This is a genomic window from Paenibacillus taichungensis, assembly GCF_013359905.1.
Taxonomy (GTDB): Bacteria; Bacillota; Bacilli; order Paenibacillales; family Paenibacillaceae; genus Paenibacillus; species Paenibacillus taichungensis.
Genome location: NZ_JABMCC010000112.1, coordinates 502,780 through 520,965, shown reverse-complemented (window position 1 = coordinate 520,965; position 18,186 = coordinate 502,780). Strand labels below are relative to the sequence as shown.

Here is an 18,186-nt window from a genome sequence, read left to right as displayed (position 1 = left end):
TTGTCGTTTATGATGGTGGAAGTGAATCTAAATAACTGATATATTAGGAACAAATACGACACAATTTCAAAAGGAGAATCCGTTCTCATGGAGAAAAGCATTGCAGAAATGCAGCGTGAGGTTGATCTGTATATTTCCCAGTTCAAAGAAGGATACTTCAGCCCGCTGGCCATGCTCGCCCGTATGTCTGAAGAGGTGGGAGAGCTTGCAAGGGAAGTGAATCACGAGTTCGGTGAAAAACCGAAAAAATCTTCCGAAGCAGACAATTCCATTGAGCTTGAGCTCGGGGACATTTTATTTATCACGATTTGTTTTGCTAACTCTCTCGGGATCGATCTGGCAGAGGCGCACGACAAAGTCATGCATAAATTTAACACACGCGATGCAAATCGGTGGACGCCAAAAAACACCGATTAGGCGTAGATTACATATGCTGTACCATCACCTCAATGGGGGAGGGACAGCTTGGATGATGAAACCGGAAGAGTATATGCAGCATGCTTACCGCTGTATTTTGCAAAATGATTTTGAGCAGGCGATTCGTTGGTTTGAATCTGCCATTAATGCTTACCCGGAACATGCGGAGCTCTATTATCGTTGTTCCATTACACATGCTCGTAGTCAACACCTTGTTCCAGCGCTTGAATATGCCCGTAAGGCTGTTGAACTGTCACAAGGGATAGAGGAGTATGTTTTGCATTTGCAGACCCTGGAAGCCAAACAGATAAGCCTTCAGGCCAAGGTGCTGCTTGAACAGGCCGGAAACGGAACGCATGAACGATATGTGCAGGCGGCCGATCTGCTGAAACAGGCAGTAAAACTTGACCCGTTATATGTGGAAGCTCATATCATGCTTGCTCTTGCTCACAGTGATCTGAATGAGTTCGACCTTGCAACCCGTTCCGTTCGTGACGCATTGTTGCTGGACCCGCAGAATGATCAACTGCATCTATTGTTACAGGAAATTAAGCAGCGTATGAAATCCATTCAATAAGATGCCGTTTCATAGCGGGATGGAGATCTTTTGAATGGATTTAACCAATCGAACCAATATAGTGAGGAGATGCAGTCAAGATGAGTGAAGTAATAAGAGTTGCCGTAATCGGAGCAGCTGGCCGGATGGGCCGTGAAGTAGTGAAACTGGTGCTTCAAGATCCTGAACTAGAGCTCGCCGCAGCGGTCAACCGCTCCGGAGTAGGCACGGATGCCGGAACACTTGTCGGTCTGTCCGAATGTGGGGTGCTTCTGACCGATGATATCGAGATGGCTTTTGCAGAGACTAAACCACAGGTTATGGTGGACTTCACAGTCCCTCAATATGCCTTTGCTCATACAGAGATTGCGATCCGTCATGGGGTCAGACCTGTTATGGGTGTTACCGGCTTTACGCCGGAACAGATCGAACAGCTGGACAAGCAGTGTCAGGACAAAGGAATTGGAGGGTTGATTGCCCCGAACTTCTCAATCGGTGCTATTCTGATGATGAGATTTGCCGCACAGGCTGCCAAACATATGCCGAATGTGGAGATCATCGAATATCACGGGGATCAGAAGCTGGATGCTCCTTCGGGTACAGCAATCAAAACAGCCGAGCTAATTGCAGCAAACCGCGAGGAACTTCGTCAGGGTAATCCGAATGAAGAAGAGACGATCGAAGGATCGCGTGGTGGATATTATAATGGTTTCCGAATTCATAGTGTTCGGTTGCCGGGGGTATTCGCCCAGCAGGAAGTGGTATTTGGAGACTTTGGCCAATCCCTCAAAATCCGTCATGATTCCTATGAGCGTGCAGGTTATATGCCTGGTGTTAAGATTGGTGTACAGAAGGTTATGGAATATACAGGACTTATCTACGGATTTGATCACTTTATCGACTAAAAGAGGTAGTTCAAAAAGTCAACTTTTGATCACGAGGTCACTCGAGAAGCGTATACGACATCGAATCTTGAATGAAGCCAGGCCTTCCGTTGCTCACGTAGGTTCGCAAGCATATGCTTCCGAAGCCGTTTTCTCCGAAAACGTGTAGCTCCGCTACTCAGTCCCTAGCTTCATCCAACCTTCTTGGTGCTGAAAACCTGACTTTTTGAACACACACTAAAAGGAGATTGTCATGTTGAAAATTGCATTTATTGCCCATGATCGCAAAAAAGAAGAGATGGTTAACTTCGTGACAGCCTACGAAAACGTATTTACAGACCATCAATTATACTCGACAGGTACAACAGGTCTTCGTATTATGGAAGGAACCTCACTACAAATCCATCGGTTTGAATCCGGTCCACTGGGCGGAGATCAACAGATCGGAGCCTTGGTTGCACAAAATGAGATGGATTTGATTATTTTCCTGCGTGATCCATTGATGGCACAGCCTCATGAACCAGATATTAACGCTTTGCTGCGTCTGTGCGATGTACAGGGGATTCCGCTTGCTACGAATATTGCAACTGCAGAAATTCTCGTCAAAGCGCTCGATCGCGGTGATTTTGGCTGGAGAGAGCTTGTACATAAATACAAGCCTGAGGGTGGATTGAATTCGGGTGATGCTCAATGAGTTTGGACATTCTCATATTTGGTGCACACGCGGATGATGCAGAGATTGGGATGGCAGGAACGATTGCCAAACATACTGCAGCTGGACTGAAAGTAGGCGTGTGTGATCTGACCCGAGCGGAGATGTCTTCCAACGGGACGGTAGAGCGCAGAGCCGAGGAAGCGGAGCAAGCCTCCCGCGTCCTCGGTCTTTCGTGTCGAAGCAATCTCGGTTTGCCTGATCGGGGGCTGTATATTACTCCTGAACACATCGAAGCTGTGACTGCCGAGATACGGCGTCATGCCCCTCGAATCGTGTTTGCGCCATATTGGGAGGATCGTCACCCAGATCATGTAATGTGCAGCAAGCTGGTGCAGGAGGCTGTCTTTAATGCCAAGCTTAGAAACTATAAGCCGGACATGCCCGCAGTTCAAGTGAAAGAATTGTATTTTTACTTCATTAACGATATCGGACCAACGGATTTGATTGTGGATATTACGGAACACTATGAGCAGAAGGAAAATTCATTGCTAAGTTATCGTTCCCAGTTCGAATTGGGAGAAGGCGCAGTTGCCACTCCATTGACTCAAGGATATATTGAACGTGTGAAAGCCCGGGATTCTTTGCTCGGACAGCGGAGCCTCATTCCTTTTGCAGAAGGGTTCGCTAGCATTACACCTTATGTAGTTCATCAATTTGGCCAAGCAGCCAAGTCATAAAACGATCGAACTTGCTCGTATAAATCATTTATCAATTGCATTTCCGTTGCATTACATCAACCTGCACACGCGGGAGATTAAAGGAGCGTCCACCGGATGGATCAAAAGCTAAAAATTGGTATTACCTGTTATCCGTCCCTCGGAGGGTCTGGCGTTGTCGCAACGGAGCTGGGCAAATTGCTTGCCGAACAGGGTCACCAGGTTCACTTTATTGCCAATAGTATCCCGTTTAGACTGGGTAAATTTCAGAAAAATATTTTTTATCATGAAGTTGAGGTCAACGATTATTACGTCTTCCGTTATCCACCGTATGACCTGTCATTGGCCACGAAAATGGCGCAAGTAGCCAAAGCACAGCAGCTGGATCTGCTGCATGTACATTATGCAGTGCCCCATGCGGTGTGTGCCTTCTTGGCAAAACAAATGGTTGGTGAGGATTTAAAGGTGGTCACAACGTTACACGGAACAGATATTACCGTACTGGCGCAGGATGAGTCGCTGAAGGATCTGATTCGACTTGCCATCAACGAGAGTGATGCGGTTACGGCCGTATCCCAGGATTTAATTCGTGAAACGGTTGATTTGCTGGATATTAGGCGTCCAATCGATCTGACCTATAACTTTATTGATAAAAGAATTTATTATCCACGTGATGCAGCAAGTCTGCGTAGAGACTTCGCAGCACCTCACGAAAAAATACTGATGCATATTTCCAACTTCCGTCCAGTGAAGAGAACACAGGATGTGGTAGAAGTGTTCCGTCAAGTACAGGAGCAAGTACCAGCCAAACTGTTATTTGTTGGAGAAGGACCGGATTTGCCGAAGATTCAATGGAAGATTAATGAGCTTGGACTGAATGACAAGGTCCATTTCCTAGGCAAGCAGGATGATATTGCTCAAGTCATTTCAATGGCTGATGTGCTTATGCTGCCGTCGGAGAAGGAAAGCTTTGGTCTGGTGGCACTCGAAGCCATGGCTTGTGGTGTACCTACCATTGGTTCAATAGCAGGGGGGATCCCTGAATTGGTATTGCACGGCAAGACCGGATTTTTGTCTCCAATCGGTGACACGCAATCGATGGCGGAGAACACGATTCGTTTGTTGACAGACGACCGTTTGACAGCGGACTTTAGAGAAGCGTGCCTGAAACGGGCACACCATGATTTCTGCAACGATGCTATTCGGCATGAATATGAACAAATATACTACCGGGTGCTGGGACGTGAAGTTCCGAATCTGAAGCCGGTTTGTGGCTGATTGTCAGATAGGATTGTTCCATCTTGGAAATATATCTGTGTAAGCCACACCAAGCAACACGTAGTTATGGGGTGAGAGTAAGTGGTTCAATGGACACAGGTAGATCATGAAATGGCAAGACAAAGTGAACAGGTGCTGCGAACATTAAATGAAAAAGGATACGAAGCTTATTGGGTCGGTGGTTGTGTGCGTGATGAACTGCTGGAACGTAGCGTGGATGATATGGATATCACCACGTCCGCTTCTCCTGAGCAAGTCATGGAACTGTTTGCGGATTGCATTCCTACGGGCCTCCAGCATGGAACGGTTACTGTACGTTCAGGAGGTTTTTACTTTGAAGTTACAACGTTCCGCACTGAATCTGAATATAAGGATAATCGAAGACCCGCTGCCGTTCAATTTGTGCAGGATGTCAAAGAAGATTTGCAGCGGCGTGACTTCACCATGAATGCTCTCGCTATGGATCAAGACGGAAATATCGTTGATCCTTTCGGCGGACAATCGGATATCCAGGATGGACGGGTCAGATGTGTAGGATCGGCGACAGAACGGTTTGGTGAAGATGCGCTGCGCATGCTTCGCTGTGTTCGTTTTGCTTCGGTATTTGATTTCAAAATTGCCTACAACACCTGGAAAGGGCTTGTTCATCAAAAGGATCTGCTCCAACATATCGCCATGGAGAGAGTACGTACCGAAATGGTGAAAATGATGGCAGGCCCCCATCCGCTGCGCGGTCTGGAATTGCTGTTTCGCAGTCAGGCACTGGAGCATGTGAAGGCACCAATCCACAGGGAACGATTCAATAAAGCCCTCATGTCTAATATGGAACAATTAATGGAACAGAACGTTTTGTTGCGCTGGTCCATGATACTGATTGCAGGCCATTATACCAAGGATGAAGCAGATGCTTTGCTTCGAAAATGGACGTTTTCTAATGAAGATCGTTCCCGCATTAATGGAGTTCTGCAGGTCGAAGAGTTGATCCAGAAAGTCATACAGGAGCAAAAGGATGAAGAGACACTGCGATCAGAATGGATCATAACTGTGCTGTCTTGCGGACGTCAGGCAGTAGAGGACTGGCTCATTATTCAACCACTGCTTCCATTAGGTTGGCGAGATCAAGAGGTCCTACACGAAGAACAGATCGTGGTAATACAATCCCAAGGCGCTGCATGGAGCCAATCCATGAAGGTGCACGAACTGAAAGATTTGCAAATTACAGGTGAGAACATTCTACAGCTGCTTGGACGTAAGGGTGGACCATGGCTTGGACAACTGATGAAACATCTCTTAAGAGAGACTGCGATCGGAAATATAGCGAATCAGCATGACATGCTGACCAACGAAGTAAAGCGGGTGGCTGCAGATGACAAAGCATGAGGAACTGTTACATATGTTACTAAATGCAGAAGGAGAGTTTGTGTCTGGTGAAGAGATCAGTCGCAACCTTTCCATTAGCCGAACGGCCGTGTGGAAGCACGTAAACAAACTGCGTGACATGGGTTATGAGTTTGAAGCCGTATCTCGCAAAGGGTATCGCTTGGTCACGAAACCGGACAGTATCGATGCCACAGCGCTTCAACTGGCACTGGAAACGACGGTGTTTGGTCGGAAGGCAATCATTCTGAATTCCACATTGTCCACCCAAGGTGATGTTCAGCACATGGCTGAACAGGGGCAGGGCGAAGGGACAGTGGTGCTGGCAGAAAAACAGACGGGTGGACGAGGCCGCTTTGGACGTAAATGGTTCTCACCACCGGGAAGAGGCATCTGGATGAGTGTTCTAATGCGTCCGGAGCTTGCACTGCAAAAAACACCACAGCTTACATTATTAACGGGTGTGGCGGTGTGTCGTGCGATTAGATCGTATACAGGCGCTGATGCCGGTATCAAATGGCCTAATGATCTTTTAATTGATGGTCGCAAGGTATGCGGGATTCTGCTTGAATCAACCGTTGAAGATCACGAATTACGGTACTGTATCGCAGGCATAGGCGTAGATGTGAACTTCGATCCCAAGGATTATCCCGAGGATCTGATATCAATTGCTACTTCACTTAAGATGGAGACCGGACAAACGATAGACCGAACCAAACTTGCAGCGGCCATTCTCTCGGAATTGGAGCGTTTGTATTATTTGTATCAAAAAGAAGGGTTCGGCGTGATCTCTTCGCTCTGGGAAGCTTTGTCCGTATCCATGAACCGTGAAATTAAGGTGGCTAATCCGCAGGGTATCATCGAAGGTACAGCCATAGGGCTTGATCCTTCTGGTGCATTGATTTTGGAGAAGAAAAACGGTGAGCGTGAATCGGTATACTCCGGTGAAGTTTCATTGATAAATTAAACAATTTGTCGAATTTACACCGTTAAAATGAACATAAGACGTGAACTTTGGGCAGAACTTTGGTATACTGTGTTCGTGAGGCGATATCGGCTAATGCAGACCGAATTGCACTCCGGCAATAGTATGCTTTGTTCTGCTTTTAAAATGTTGCAGTGACAAGGCAGGAATAGTAGTAAAGTGAGTTGTTGGATTCTGCTCTGAGCCGAAGAGGACCGAGACAGAAGGGACGATCGCAAGTGACTCTTTTTTGACTTTTCGGGACTTTTTAGTGGAAACTAAAAGGTTTTTTTGTTGCGTTTAAATTGAAAAGATGAGAGGAGCCATGACGAAAATGGCAAACAAACAAGCATTGAATATTGTGAAAATGAAAAAATATAAGCAGGACGGCGTGCCGCTTAGCATGATTACAGCTTACGATTATCCGACAGCCCAATTGGCCGAGGAAGCGGGTATCGATCTCATTCTGGTTGGTGATTCACTGGGAAACGTGGTATTGGGTTTTAACTCGACCTTGCCTGTTACGATCGACGATATGGTGTACCATACACGCTCTGTAGTACGTGGAGCGGGAAATACGTTTATCGTGGCTGATATGCCCTTCATGACGTATCATGGCAGCTTGGACGAGACGCTCAAAGGGGTCCGTCGCCTGATGCAGGAAGGTCATGCACATGCGGTCAAGATGGAGGGCGGTCTCGAAATTGCAGATACGGTAAAAGCGGTTGTGCAAGCCGGTGTACCTGTACTTGGACATATCGGGCTTACCCCACAATCCGTGAATCAAATTGGCGGTTATCGTATTCAGGGCAAGGATGCTGCTGATGCCAAACGGCTGATGAACGAAGCCAAGGCGCTTGAAGCAGCGGGAGCCTTCGGCATTGTACTCGAACTGGTTACGGAAGAAGTGGCAAGAGCGATCTCGGAAGAACTTTCTATTCCCACAATTGGTATTGGCGCAGGTAGAGGGTGTGATGGTCAGGTACTGGTATTCCATGATGTGGTTCAATATGCTTCCCCATACACGCCAAAACGCTTTGTTAAATCGTATGGAGACGTAGGTACATTGATTCGCAATAGCATTGAGTCCTATGTGAAAGAAGTCAAGGATCGCTCATTCCCGGCAGAAGAGCATGTATTTACCGCCGCTGACGGCGTTCTGGATCAACTATACGGACATCGTAAAGAAAAGGTGGAGACGAACGCATGAAAGTGATACGGACAATCGCAGAATTAAGACAAGAACTGAGCTTGAAACGTCAGTCGATTCAGTCCAGAGAGTCCGTTGTAGGACTCGTGCCTACGATGGGATTTCTTCATGAAGGCCATGCAAGTTTGATGCAAGCGGCTAAAGGACAGAGTGATATCGTGGTTTTGAGCATATTTGTAAATCCAATTCAATTTGGTCCGAATGAAGACTTTGACAGTTACCCAAGGGACGAAGCCAGAGATGTGGAAACTGCACGAGCAAAAGGGGTAGATATCGTATTTATTCCCTCTGTTGAAGAGATGTATCCACAGCCTACACAAACGACTGTATCGGTTTCTCGTCTAACGGATCGCTTATGCGGTGCATCACGTCCAGGGCATTTTGACGGAGTGACTACAGTCGTGTCGAAGCTTTTTAACATTGTACAACCACAGCGTGCATTTTTTGGCATGAAGGACGCACAGCAGGTAGCAGTGATCCAGCAGATGGTTAACGATTTGAACATGGCAGTTGAGATTGTGCCTTGTCCTATCGTTCGTGAGAGTGATGGCTTGGCGCTTAGTTCGCGCAACGTGTACCTCAGCTCAGAACAGCGTCAGGAAGCTCTTGTACTGTCCAAGGCACTACGAGAGGCACAGGAAGCTGTAGATGCAGGGACGGCGATGACAGCAGCGGATATCCGCAGTATATTGCGTCAGAACATTGAACGTTCTCCAATGGCTGTGATTGATTATGCTGAAATTCAGGCTTTTCCAAGTCTGGAGCCACTTGCAGATCAGGAAAAAGTTCATGGTCGTGACGATCTGTTGATCGCACTTGCAGTAAAATTCGGCAAAACAAGATTGATTGACAATATAAGGCTGCAAAAATCGGAGGTACTGTCCCATGTTTAGAACACTAATGAAATCCAAAATTCACCGGGCAACCGTTACGGAAGCAAACCTGAACTATGTGGGTAGCATTACCATAGATGAAGATCTAATGGAAACTTCCGATCTAATGGAAAATGAGAAAGTGCAAATTGTGAATAATAACAATGGTGCACGTCTGGAAACCTATGTCATTCCAGGTCCACGTGGAAGTGGAGTGATCTGCTTGAACGGAGCAGCAGCTCGTTTGGTACAGCCTGGGGATACCGTCATAATCATTTCATATGCAATGATGTCTCAAGAAGAGGCAAATAATCACAAGCCTACCGTTGTATTTGTGGATGGACAGAATAAACCTGTGCAAACGATGAAGCACGAAGTTCATGCGACGATTATGTAATCGACTGGTAAGGGGAATGAAATCGACCCATTCTACAAAAAATGAGTACAGGTCACTGCACTAATCCATTTTTTCAAGGGTGGGGATGCATCGATGTTCCAGCATGTTTTCGCAGAAATGAACGACATGTTAGATGAAATTATCAAGCGCTACCCTTCTGCTGAAGGCCTAAGCAAACAGGAATTGCTGCAAAAGTGGAATTTGCTGAAGCGGATGAGTGACGGGATGATTGATGAGTGGCTGATGTTTGAAGAAAAAATGAGCCAGGTGAGGGAAAGGGGACTGGATAAGCCTGCTTCCCTCGAACCTGAACAGGAAGCTGTTACCGCACTGCCAGAACTGCATCTGGAGTGTTTCAGTCGCGGTCAGGGATATTTCAAACTGCAAATGTACCCGCAGGCGATTATGCAATTTTCTAGGGTTGTGACCGACTATCCGGAAAGTGCATTGACTCGTTTTTACCTGGCTCTTGCTTATCTCAACCTGGAACAAACCGAGGAAGCCGGAATACACTTGCAGCGGATCATGCATCTGAACGGTTCGCCGAGATTGAAGGGGCTGGTATGTAACGTCCTGGGCTGTATCGAGGCCAAGCTCGCGAATCCTGAAGGCGCATGTTCATTATTTGCGCAGGCGCTTCAGTATGACCCATCGTTGACCGAACCGCTGTATAACATGGAAGCATGTCGATTAAACAGCGGAAAACTGCAATATGCAAATCAGCTGACTGCCTTAAATTAAGGCCAATTCGGCGGCATAAAGACGGTGTTCCCTCCTCTGGCATAGCGGCGGGGACACCGCTTTTTTGTCAGTTAATTTTCAAATGCCCTTTTTTTTGCTATGCTGTAACATAGACTGGAATGGAAGGGACCGTACATTGCAATGAAATTTGCCGTATTGGATTTCGAAACAACCGGCACGCAGTCCGACGGTGAGATAATACAGGCCGGACTTGCCATCATAGATCATGACTACAGCATAACTCAAATATATAGTTCTTATGTGAACCCAGGTGTACCGATTCCTCCGTTTATTACGGGGTTAACCGGTATTACTGATGAAGATGTGGCGAATGCTCCCTCATTGGAAGAGATGATGATGGAGATGGTTCCGCTGCTTGACGATGTTGTTCTTGTTGGACACAACGTTGCTTTTGATTTTCATTTTCTTCAAAATGCACTCGATCGATGCGGTTATCTGCCATTTACCGGACGGATTCTGGATACGATTGATTTCCTGAAGATCACTTTTCCGTCACTGGGGTCTTATCAACTCGGTTATGTGTCTTCGGAATTCGGATTTCAGCATGACCGCCCTCATCAGGCAGACAGTGATGCTCTCGCAACAGCTTTTGTATTACTGAAGTGCCTCGATGAGCTGCGTGCACTGCCTCTGATCACGATTCAGCGCCTCAGTGACCTGTTTGCGCCGGAAGACAGTGACTTGGGTTGGTTCTTTGATGGAATGCGTACTGAGAAGGAAGCAGAGCCGATTCAGGATCTGGATGGTCATACGTATTACCGCCAGCTCGCCCTGAACGTGAGTGACTGGACCGATATAGGCTCACCACGCGATGAGCGAGAAGGTAATCCGCTGGAAGGCGTAAGTTTTGAGCAGTTCATGGATCAGGTTAGAGATAACCTGAAGGAGACGCTGGACCATTATGAGGAGCGTGAGGCGCAAACTCAGATGTTCAGCAGTGTACGACAAGCTTTGGATGAAGAGAAACATCTCTTGATTGAAGCTGGAACAGGTACAGGTAAATCACTTGGGTATTTGCTGCCTGCCATCTATGAAAGTGTGAAACAGGAACAGAAAGTCATGGTCAGCACACATACCATCAACCTGCAGGAGCAATTGAGAGAGCGGGATATTCCTATGCTGACCCAGGTAGTTCCGTTCCCGTTCAAGGCAGCAGTGTTCAAAGGACGTGGGCACTATCTGTGTCTGCGTAAGTTTGAGCACAAAATCAATAAACGTGAATTCGCTACACCGAAAGAGGATTATTTTACAGCGGCTCAGATGATTGTCTGGCTTACTCAGACGGAGACTGGAGACGACGAGGAGCTTAATCTAAGCGGGCGCGGAGGAGACTTCTGGGAGACAGTACAGAGTGAGTCTGAGTCTTGTCTTGGACGTTCCTGTCCTTGGTTCCGAAAATGTTTCTATCACCGGGCCAAACATGAAGCCGGGCTGTCTGATATCGTCATTACCAATCACTCGAAATTATTTACGGATGTCAAAGCAGCACATCAGCTACTGCCGGCCTACGAAAGTCTCGTCATCGATGAAGCACATCATTTGGAGGACGTAGCAGGTAAGCATCTGGGTCTTCATATGAAATATTTCACGTTGGTTCATACTCTGACCCGACTGTTTAAAGATAGCCGTAATGGCCAACTGCCGATGCTTCGTTCTCAATTATCGGGTCACGAAAATTCGGTACAGTGGGGCTCCATGATTGATCAGATGTTCCCGCTTGCGGTCGAAGTCAAAGAGATGTGGGATCGACTAAGTGATACATTGTTTGGCCTGCTGCCTGAACGCAGCGATGCTTCTCCAGGCGAGACAGGACAATTCTCTCTTAGACTGAAGCCTTCACAAAAACCAGCTAAATGGCAGGAATTGCAGGATGCTGAAAACCAAATCTATGTCACTCTAGGTGATTTGATTCGTAAAGGCGACAAGCTGCTGCTTGAAGTGAAAGAAGATCAGGATGATTATCAGTCCGATAGTCTGATTACGGATATCTCAGGTCTGCTCAAGGACTTGGCAACGATTAAGGATAATCTGCGTTTCTTCATGCGGATGGATGATGCCAACACCGTGTACTGGATGGAGGCCAGCGGCCAGTTCCGCAGTAAATCACTTCAGCTCTATGCTGTTCCTGTCGATGTCAGTGCACAATTGAAGGATATGTTCTTTGATAAAAAGAAAAGCGTTGTGCTTACATCGGCTACGCTCTCCGTTGACAAGTCATTTCAATTCATGATCGAACAGCTGGGTTTGCAGGAAGCTGCCGAGAATAACCGTTTGTTAACGTCCATGTTGCCGTCACCGTTCAATTATCGAGAACAGGCGCTGCTCGTCATTCCGCGTGATTTCCCAAGCGTGAAGGGCAGTGTAGGCGATGCCCACTTTGTGGATATGCTCGTGCACTCCCTCGCGGAAACGGCTATTGCCACTCGTGGACGTATGATGGTGTTGTTCACCTCCTATCGCATGCTGCGCCAGGTCTATGACCCACTTAAGGAGGCCTTGTCAGGCAATGATATCTCTTTGCTTGGGCAAGGGGTGGACAGTGGCAGCCGTTCCAAGCTTACACGCCGCTTCCAAGATGCGAAAGCAACGGTGCTTCTTGGCACAAGTAGCTTCTGGGAAGGGGTGGACATTCCAGGAGAGGCTCTGACTTGTCTCGCGATTGTCAGACTGCCGTTCCAGCCACCGAATCATCCATTAGTCGAAGCGAAGAGCGAGCTTTTGCAGCAGCAGAAGAAAAACCCGTTTATGAAGCTGTCCGTGCCACAAGCCGTCATCCGTTTCAAACAGGGATTTGGCAGACTGGTTCGTACAGGCAAAGACAGAGGCATTGTAATTGTATACGATACACGCGTTATTGAAGCGTATTATGGCAAGTACTTTTTATATTCATTACCTGGTCCTAAAATGGAGCACATGCTCACCGAGCAGATGGTTCCTCGTATTTCGGAATGGCTCGAGAGACCGACCGAAGAGCAACAATAACAGATACGCTCTGTAGCTTCCATTATTGCAAGACGCCAGTGGTTGGCGGTAAAATTAAGTAATATGATTTTTGTTTCGTGGATATGCGAGTAAAGCAATTAAAGGAATAAAAGCAATAAAAGCAATAAAAGCAATTATCCATTATATAACAACGAGCATCCTGTTTAACTCAGTAATCTTTTTGCTCGTTTTAGACAGGGTGCTCAGCTTTTTCATCTATCTATCGTGGCCTTTGTAAGGGGGAGCAATGAATGAAATCAGATAAAATTTCGGAAGCCGTGGTGCGTAGATTGCCTGTTTACTTGCGTTATTTGAATGAACTGCATCAGCGCGAAGTCAATACGGTCTCTTCACAAGAACTGGGACTGAGGCTGGATTTGAATCCTGCCCAGATTCGTAAAGACCTGGCTTACTTCGGTGACTTTGGTCGTAAAGGGATTGGGTATGACGTTTCATATCTCATTGAGAAAATCCGCCATATTTTAAAAATAGACCAGCAGATCAATGTAGCTCTTGTCGGAGCAGGTAATTTGGGACATGCCTTGTCTAATTACAATGCCTATCTCAAAGACAACATGAAGATCGTCGCTGTATTTGATGCCTACGGTCCGAAGATTGGGAGTCAAATCAATAGTTTGACGGTTCAACCAATGAATGAATTAACGGATTCGGTCAAAAAAGACAACATTCGTATAGGTATTATCACGGTTCCCGATACGGAAGCCCAAAATGTTGCAGATCAACTGATTGAGTCAGGAATTGAAGCGATTCTGAATTTTGCACCAACGATTCTGAAGACTCCGCCGCATATTCGTATTCATCATGCCGATTTTACGACGGATTTGCTTAGTCTGGCTTATTACTTGGAGAATGGAAAGGACGACGAGGAAGATGACGACAAATAGATGGGTAATTCACAACGGCAAATTTGCCGTGTGTGAGGGTACGAATTGGAAAGTGGTTCAAGGTTTTATGGTTGTTGAGAATGACAAGATTGTGCATATTGGTGAGACATTGCCGGAAGGAGACGAAAGTCTGACAAAGGTGGACGGAAAAGGACTGTTCTTCTTGCCGGGTCTGATCAATACGCATGGTCACGCGGCCATGTCGCTTCTGAGAGGCCATGGAGACGATCTGGCGTTACAAGTATGGTTGCAGGAGAAAATGTGGCCAATGGAAGCCAAAATGACGTCTGAAGACGTATATTGGGGCACATCACTATCTGTTCTTGAAATGTTGAAAGGCGGAACAACAGCTTTCCTGGATATGTATGATCATATGGATCAGGTGGCGAAAGTGGTGGAGCAATCCGGCGTTCGGGCTGCTCTGGCACGTGGGGTAATCGGACTTTGCTCAGAAGAAGAACAACTGCGCAAGCTCGAAGAGTCCGCAGCATTTGCCCGTCAATGGAATGGACAAGCAGACGGAAGAATTACAACTGTAATCTCTCCACACGCCCCTTACACTTGCCCTCCGGATTACATAGAGAAGCTGGTACAGGTTGCTCATGACCTGAATCTGCCTTTGCATACGCATATGTCTGAAACGCTTCGTGAAGTGGAGCAGAACGTGGCTGATTACGGACTTCGTCCGGTTGCACATCTGGAGAAACTAGGATTTTTCTCCCGTCCATCTCTGGTTGCCCATGCGGTACATCTGAATGATGAAGAGATCGAGATTCTCGCAAAGCATGATGTAGCAGTTTCCCACAATCCAGGTAGTAACCTGAAATTGGCTTCGGGTGTTGCACGAGTACCTGATCTGTTGAAAGCAGGCGTGACTGTGTCCCTGGGAACAGATGGACCAGCAAGTAACAATAACCTGGATATGTTTGAAGAGATGAGATTGGCTGCGTTGATTCATAAAGGTGTATCTGGTGACCCTACTGCAGTGCCGGCAGGGGAAGCGCTTCTGCTTGGAACTTCATATGGTGCCAAATCCATATTCCTGAATAATACAGGCGCTCTGCAAGTTGGCATGAAGGCTGACTTCATCGCGTTGAACATCGAACAAGCCCATTTCTATCCGCATACGGATCTGATTTCCCATACAGTCTACTCGGCATCGGCCAAAGATGTGGAGCATGTGTGGGTGGATGGTAAACAAGTGGTTAAACATGGCGAATGTCTTACGATGGATGAAGAGCGCATTCTGCGTGAGTCTCAGCTGGCATTTGACAGTTTGCTTGCCCGATAATTACAAGGACAGCATCGTCATAGGGAAAGGAAGTTCGGCTTTTGAAGAAAAAAAAGAAGTGGATATGGATTTCGCTGCTGCTCCTGGTTCTGATTCTGTTTGGACTTCAGCGTTATTATGTCTATGTTACCCAGGATCAGCGCAAGGAAGAGGCGTTGGCCATACAGGCGGCCCAGGAACAGCTGGGGATTACGTCCCACGAAGAGCTGCGTAAGTATGTTTGGGGACAGAAAGACGGCGGAGACAACATATACTGGACCCTGATTGGCAAAAATAAGGATAACCAGGATGTCATGGTGTGGGTGAAGTTTGATGAGAATAACAAACCGGTGACGGGAACCAATGCGGTACACGGGGAACTGTTAAAGAACGGCATGAATGAGGCTCAGATTCGAAATCGGTTCAGCTCTGAAGTTCCGGGCGGGGAGATCAAACGAATCATGCCAGGCGTTGTGAATGGAATCTATGTATGGCAAGTGTATTACAACGATGATACGCACAACTATTATCGGTTTTACCGCTTCAGCAACGGGGAACAGGTGGACCTGGTCTATACGATACCGAACAGCTAGAATTAGCAGACTTACTAACGTCTGAAGAGAAAACATTAAAGAACCGGCAGACGGAAACCCGACTGATCCGGTTCTTTGGCGTACTTTGTTGATCATTTTGGATTTGAATAGTTAAAATTAATAATTTATTCATATTTTCGCCTTAGATATTGTATATACGATGTGATATACTCAAATATGTATTCAAGGATACATCATACACAAATAAATCCTGTTAGGCACATCACAGGACATTACGTACACATATTTATATTCTTGCCTACAAGTTATAGGATGGGCCAAAATTTAGGAGGGGTAACTCACTTGAAAATAAAAGTATTGCCTATTGCTCTGACTGCCGTCATTTCAGCCGTTGTGTTGTTTGGAGGTTGGTTTGTGTATCGTCATGTGGCTGTGCAAAGCCCAATTGAAAAGATGGTTACCCAGTACGATGGAGTCAATGATGTTCAATTAACTATTAACCGCAATGATGTACAGTTGAAACTCGATCTGCAGCCGGATGTTGATCTGGGCAGGTTGGTACAATATATTCACAAAGAAGGACAGACCTTGATTGGCGCTCGTTCGTTGAAGTTGGATGTCGTGGATCATTCCAACGAGGCGCTGGAGAGCTGGTGGGGAAGCGCGATGTTTACCGTAGCTCAAGCGATGGAAAACAAGCAATACACCGAGATTACACCGACCTTGTCTAAAATGGCTACAAATGGGATCAAGGTAAATACAGCCATGGATGACAATAATGTATATGTCAGTCTCAGAGATGGAGATGCCAGTAAGTTTATCATTCTGCCGCGTGTGCCCGGTCAGATAGGAGTGTGGCCTAATGCCTAAATGGACGAAAGAAATTGCCATTGGATTTGTACCCGTATTAATTATCTTTCTCGCTTTTATCGGTGTAAACATGATTCCCATTCTGATCGCTGCAATGCTTGTGGGTGCTCTGCTGCTTATGATGCAAATGCGTGGCGGAATTACGGTGGGCGCAGGTCAGGAACGTAAACGCAAGAAAAAAGGACCTTCCAAGCTGACTTTTGAAGAAATCGGGGGTCAAGAGAGTGCCAAGCAGGAATTGCGGGAAGCGCTTGATTTTCTCATTCGACATGAAGAAATTCAGAAGTTTGGTATTCGTCCTTTGAAAGGTATCCTGCTTACTGGCCCTCCAGGAACAGGTAAAACCTTGATGGCCAAAGCTGCTGCTCATTATACCGATTCTGTTTTTGTTGCTGCTTCAGGCAGTGAGTTTGTTGAGATGTATGTTGGTGTAGGTGCAGGCAGAATACGGGATTTATTCCGTGATGCAAGAACACGTGCTGCTAAAGAAAATAAGGAAAATGCCATTATATTTATCGATGAAATTGATGTGATCGGTGGAAAACGGGAAGGCGGACAACAGCGTGAATATGATCAGACGCTGAATCAGCTGTTGACGGAGATGGATGGCATATACTCTTCCGACACACCGCGCATCCTTGTGATCGCCGCTACGAACCGAAAAGAGATGCTGGACAGCGCGTTGACACGTCCAGGACGCTTTGACCGTCATATACAGGTAGACTTGCCAGATAAGAAAGGCAGAAAACACATACTGGAGCTGCATGCAGTCAATAAACCTCTTTTGGAAGGGGTAAGTCTTGAGAAGACAGCAGAAGAATCCTATGGTTTCTCTGGAGCACAGCTGGAAAGCGTGATGAATGAAGCTGCAATTTACGCTATGAGGGACGGGCTGCCCAACATTGAACAGCGTCATCTGTCCCTTGCGATTGATAAAGTAATGATGGGTGAGAAGACAGACCGCGAATCCAGCGTAGAAGAGAAGAAAAGAGTGGCTATTCATGAATTGGGACATGCCATCATGGCTGAACTGGTTCGTCCTGGCAGTGTGAGTCAGGTTGCACTAAGCCCTCGTGGACAGGCCCTGGGATATGTACGTCATAACCCGCAACAAGAGCAATTTTTGTACACGAAGCGCTTCCTTGAAGAGCAAATCATGATTGCCCTCGGAGGTGCAGCAGCGGAGGAAATGTATTATGGTGGACGCAGTACTGGATCACGCAATGACTTTGAACAAGCAACGAATGTGGTACAGACGATGATGGCTTCCGGGCTCACAACGTTGGGTATTGTTAACATGGATATGGTCACAACGGAAGAGCTAATGCGGGAGAACAAATTGATCCTGCAAGACCTGATGGAACAGACTAAACAATTGCTTGAAGAACAGCGGACAATTTTCGACAATTCTCTCGACACGTTGCTCAGGGAAGAAGTATTGTCTGGCGATCAATTTCGTTGTCAATTTCGTGACAGCGCCCTTCTACCGGCATAATTTATTTATGTCGGTTATTTTT

The 18,186-nt window shown here is 46.6% G+C and carries 18 protein-coding genes; all 18 read left to right on the top strand.

What is annotated here, in order from left to right; translation table 11 throughout:
- Nucleotides 1-87: 87 nt before the first annotated feature.
- Nucleotides 88-417: a nucleotide pyrophosphohydrolase gene (locus HP548_RS18425; protein ID WP_024630636.1), complete on the top strand. Its 330-nt coding sequence runs from the start codon at nt 88-90 to the stop codon at nt 415-417.
- A 52-nt stretch (nt 418-469) separates the two neighbouring features.
- Nucleotides 470-994 (top strand): tetratricopeptide repeat protein, encoded by a 525-nt coding sequence (locus HP548_RS18420; RefSeq protein WP_175382470.1) that lies wholly within the window; start codon nt 470-472, stop codon nt 992-994.
- An 80-nt stretch (nt 995-1,074) separates the two neighbouring features.
- Complete coding sequence (gene dapB / locus HP548_RS18415) at nt 1,075-1,878, top strand: 4-hydroxy-tetrahydrodipicolinate reductase (protein ID WP_175382469.1); 804 nt, start codon at nt 1,075-1,077, stop codon at nt 1,876-1,878.
- Between the two features lie 232 nt (nt 1,879-2,110).
- Nucleotides 2,111-2,551, top strand: coding sequence for a methylglyoxal synthase (gene mgsA / locus HP548_RS18410; RefSeq protein WP_024630633.1), 441 nt, complete (start codon nt 2,111-2,113; stop codon nt 2,549-2,551).
- Nucleotides 2,548-3,249 (top strand): bacillithiol biosynthesis deacetylase BshB1, encoded by a 702-nt coding sequence (bshB1, locus tag HP548_RS18405; protein WP_099858390.1) that lies wholly within the window; start codon nt 2,548-2,550, stop codon nt 3,247-3,249. The genes mgsA and bshB1 overlap by 4 nt, the downstream gene beginning before the upstream one ends.
- Nucleotides 3,250-3,345: 96 nt before the next feature.
- Complete coding sequence (bshA, locus tag HP548_RS18400; RefSeq protein ID WP_076288956.1) at nt 3,346-4,506, top strand: N-acetyl-alpha-D-glucosaminyl L-malate synthase BshA; 1,161 nt, start codon at nt 3,346-3,348, stop codon at nt 4,504-4,506.
- 81 nt (nt 4,507-4,587) lie between these two features.
- The gene (locus HP548_RS18395) at nt 4,588-5,886 is read left to right on the top strand and encodes a CCA tRNA nucleotidyltransferase (protein WP_343054878.1); all 1,299 of its coding nucleotides are present in this window, start codon (nt 4,588-4,590) and stop codon (nt 5,884-5,886) included.
- Nucleotides 5,873-6,850, top strand: a complete 978-nt coding sequence (locus HP548_RS18390) for a biotin--[acetyl-CoA-carboxylase] ligase (RefSeq protein WP_175382468.1) — start codon at nt 5,873-5,875, stop codon at nt 6,848-6,850. The genes HP548_RS18395 and HP548_RS18390 overlap by 14 nt, the downstream gene beginning before the upstream one ends.
- A gap of 331 nt (nt 6,851-7,181) precedes the next feature.
- The gene (panB, locus tag HP548_RS18385) at nt 7,182-8,057 is read left to right on the top strand and encodes a 3-methyl-2-oxobutanoate hydroxymethyltransferase (RefSeq protein ID WP_175382467.1); all 876 of its coding nucleotides are present in this window, start codon (nt 7,182-7,184) and stop codon (nt 8,055-8,057) included.
- Nucleotides 8,054-8,950, top strand: coding sequence for a pantoate--beta-alanine ligase (panC, locus tag HP548_RS18380; RefSeq protein WP_175382466.1), 897 nt, complete (start codon nt 8,054-8,056; stop codon nt 8,948-8,950). The genes panB and panC overlap by 4 nt, the downstream gene beginning before the upstream one ends.
- The gene (gene panD / locus HP548_RS18375; protein WP_024630626.1) at nt 8,943-9,326 is read left to right on the top strand and encodes an aspartate 1-decarboxylase; all 384 of its coding nucleotides are present in this window, start codon (nt 8,943-8,945) and stop codon (nt 9,324-9,326) included. The genes panC and panD overlap by 8 nt, the downstream gene beginning before the upstream one ends.
- A gap of 117 nt (nt 9,327-9,443) precedes the next feature.
- A complete protein-coding gene (locus HP548_RS18370; protein ID WP_246318108.1) occupies nt 9,444-10,067 on the top strand; it encodes a tetratricopeptide repeat protein in 624 nt (207 codons plus the stop codon).
- A 141-nt stretch (nt 10,068-10,208) separates the two neighbouring features.
- Complete coding sequence (gene dinG / locus HP548_RS18365; RefSeq protein WP_076288961.1) at nt 10,209-13,070, top strand: ATP-dependent DNA helicase DinG; 2,862 nt, start codon at nt 10,209-10,211, stop codon at nt 13,068-13,070.
- 251 nt (nt 13,071-13,321) lie between these two features.
- Nucleotides 13,322-13,975, top strand: a complete 654-nt coding sequence (locus HP548_RS18360; RefSeq protein WP_053780717.1) for a redox-sensing transcriptional repressor Rex — start codon at nt 13,322-13,324, stop codon at nt 13,973-13,975.
- On the top strand, nt 13,962-15,266 hold the full coding sequence (locus HP548_RS18355) for an amidohydrolase (protein WP_175382464.1): 1,305 nt from the start codon (nt 13,962-13,964) through the stop codon (nt 15,264-15,266). Before HP548_RS18360 ends, HP548_RS18355 begins: the two co-directional genes overlap by 14 nt.
- A 41-nt stretch (nt 15,267-15,307) precedes the next feature.
- Nucleotides 15,308-15,838: a cell wall elongation regulator TseB-like domain-containing protein gene (locus HP548_RS18350; RefSeq protein ID WP_076288963.1), complete on the top strand. Its 531-nt coding sequence runs from the start codon at nt 15,308-15,310 to the stop codon at nt 15,836-15,838.
- A gap of 303 nt (nt 15,839-16,141) precedes the next feature.
- Entirely contained in the window at nt 16,142-16,669 is a 528-nt protein-coding gene (locus tag HP548_RS18345; protein ID WP_175382463.1) for a hypothetical protein, read from the top strand.
- Nucleotides 16,662-18,164: an AAA family ATPase gene (locus HP548_RS18340; RefSeq protein ID WP_099858383.1), complete on the top strand. Its 1,503-nt coding sequence runs from the start codon at nt 16,662-16,664 to the stop codon at nt 18,162-18,164. The genes HP548_RS18345 and HP548_RS18340 overlap by 8 nt, the downstream gene beginning before the upstream one ends.
- Nucleotides 18,165-18,186: the final 22 nt, after the last annotated feature.